Below are 2,258 nucleotides of genomic sequence, written 5' to 3'. Positions count from 1 at the left end.
ATCGAGGCGCGCCGTGATCTGCTGCTGCAGTCGGCCGACATCCAGAACCTGAATCCCTACCTGAAGTGGCAGCTGGTGCAGGGCCCCGAGACCAAGGGTTTCGAGTTCCAGGCGCCCGGCAGCTCGACGCGCTATACGCCGGATCAGGTGCGCGTGCTGTGGGGCATCACGCGCTATGACACCGGCTGGTTCAGCGACTGGGGCAGCGACGCGAAGGCCTCGCTGGAGCCTTTCATCCACGCCTTCGAGGCGGGCAAACCCAACTGGTCGGCGGACACCTACAACCGCAAGCTGCTGCTGCCTTCGGAGCGCTATCCCAACGAGGTGTTCGGTCGCTACCTGGGCGGCTTCGGCGGCGACCTGGGTGGCATGGCGGACCGCTCGTTCAACTGGCGCCGCAGCTCGGACGTGCCGTACTCGATCTGCGACGGCGACGGCAACTGCCACGACTATGTCGAGCCAGGCGCGCACTACTCGGCGTCGGATCGCATCTGGTCGGACTTCAAGGTCACGCCGGGCGACGACGCGGGGCTGGATGCCGCGATGGACGCGTTCTTCGCGGACATCAACAGCCGGCTCGTGGGCGACTTCTCGGCCTACAGCTTCACCAAGACCGCGCAGCGCGCGCAGGTGACGCAGAGCTCGGCGGGTCGGATCATCGTCGGCGGGCAGCTGAGCGTGGCCGGCGGCGGAAAGATCCTCAACGACATGAGCCAGGTCATCGGTCGTGACGGGGTGGACATCCAGTCCGCGTCGATCAACAACCGGACCATCCAGGTCGACACGCTGGAGCAAATCCGCGGCGAGGTCTATCGCACCTACAACGCCGGTTCCGGCAACCCCAACACGGGCGTCGACTACACGACCTACTCGACGAACGTCCCCGGCAAGGCCGATCTGAAACTGCCCGTGCTGGGCGTGGGCGGCGCGGTTTCCGGCGCGACGCCGCAGGCGCGGGAGCAGGCCGGCGCCGTGGGCGGCGACAGTGGTGCGCAGGCGCAGCAGGGGGGCTCGGCCTCGACCCTGAACGCGGGATCGACCGGCGCGGTGGGCGCGCTCGGCGGCCTGCTGCAGCAGGCCGTGAGCGGCAGCGGCGCGGTCACCGCCGACCGTGCCCGCACCGGCTGGCGCGCCGGCGACGAGCAGCAGGCGCAGGCGGTGAGGACGCAATCGGCCGAAGGGGTCGACGCGGACGCCGGCCTGCGCGTGCGACAGGCCGCGACCCAGGACGCGACCGCGATCCGGACGGCTGAGGGAGGCAGCGTGAGCGGGCCGTCCAGCCTCGGCGTCAAGACCGCGGACACCCTCGGCACGCGTCGCCTGATCGCCACCGACGTGCCAGGTCGCCTGCGAGCGGTGCCGGTGTCGCTCACGCTGCCGAGCAACAGTCTCTTCAAGCTGCGCGCGGACAGCCGGTCCGGCTATCTGGTCGAGACGGATCCGCGTTTCGCCGACTACCGGGACTGGCTGTCGAGCGACTACCTGCTCAGGCAAATGGCGGTGGACCCGGCGACGACGCAAAAGCGGCTGGGGGATGGCTTCTACGAGCAGCGCCTGGTGCGCGAGCAGATCGGCAAGCTGACGGGCTCGACCTTCCTGGAGGGCTACGCGAGCGACGAGGAGATGTACCGCGCGCTGATGACCAACGGCGCGACCTACGCCAAGGACCACCAGCTGCGCCCGGGCGTCGCGCTGACGGCGGAGCAGGTGGCCGCGCTGACGACCGACCTGGTGTGGCTGGTCGAGCAGTCGGTGACGCTGGCGGACGGCTCGACGCAGCGCGTGCTGGTGCCGCAGGTCTACCTGCTGCCGCGCGATGGCGATCTGCTCGATTCGGGCGCGCTGATCGCGGGCCGGCGGGTGGACATCGCGCTGAGCGGCGCGCTGGAGAACAGCGGCGATCTGCGGGCATCGGAATCGCTCAAGGCGACGGCGCAGAACATCGTCAACGACGGCAGCATGCGCGGCACGAGCCTGGCGCTGTCGGCGCGCGAGGACCTGCGCAACATCGGCGGGGAGCTCGCCGCGACGGGATCTATGAGCCTGTCGGCGGGGCGCGACCTCGTGATCGCCAGCACGACGGCCAGCGCGAGCACGGACACGAGCCAGCGCACGGTGCTGGATCGCGTGGCCAGCCTGACGGCCGGCGGCGTGATGGTGCTGAGCGCCGGCCAGGACGTCGTGCTCGACGCGGCGCGGCTCAAGCAGACCGGGGCCGACGGCGGCGTGCTGGTGCAGGCGGGGCGCGACCTGAAGCT

The 2,258-nt window shown here is 70.4% G+C and carries 1 pseudogene; it reads left to right on the top strand.

Annotation, left to right across the window (positions count from 1 at the left end):
* Window positions 1–2,258 (top strand): annotated as a pseudogene (locus MCHT01_RS26990) (hypothetical protein); the annotation flags it as partial.

The organism is Mitsuaria chitosanitabida ATCC BAA-476 = NBRC 102408 (assembly GCF_001598255.1).
Taxonomy (GTDB): Bacteria; Pseudomonadota; Gammaproteobacteria; order Burkholderiales; family Burkholderiaceae_C; genus Roseateles; species Roseateles chitosanitabidus.
The sequence above is the reverse complement of the archived record's forward strand: the minus strand, read 5'-3'. Positions and strand labels throughout refer to the sequence as shown.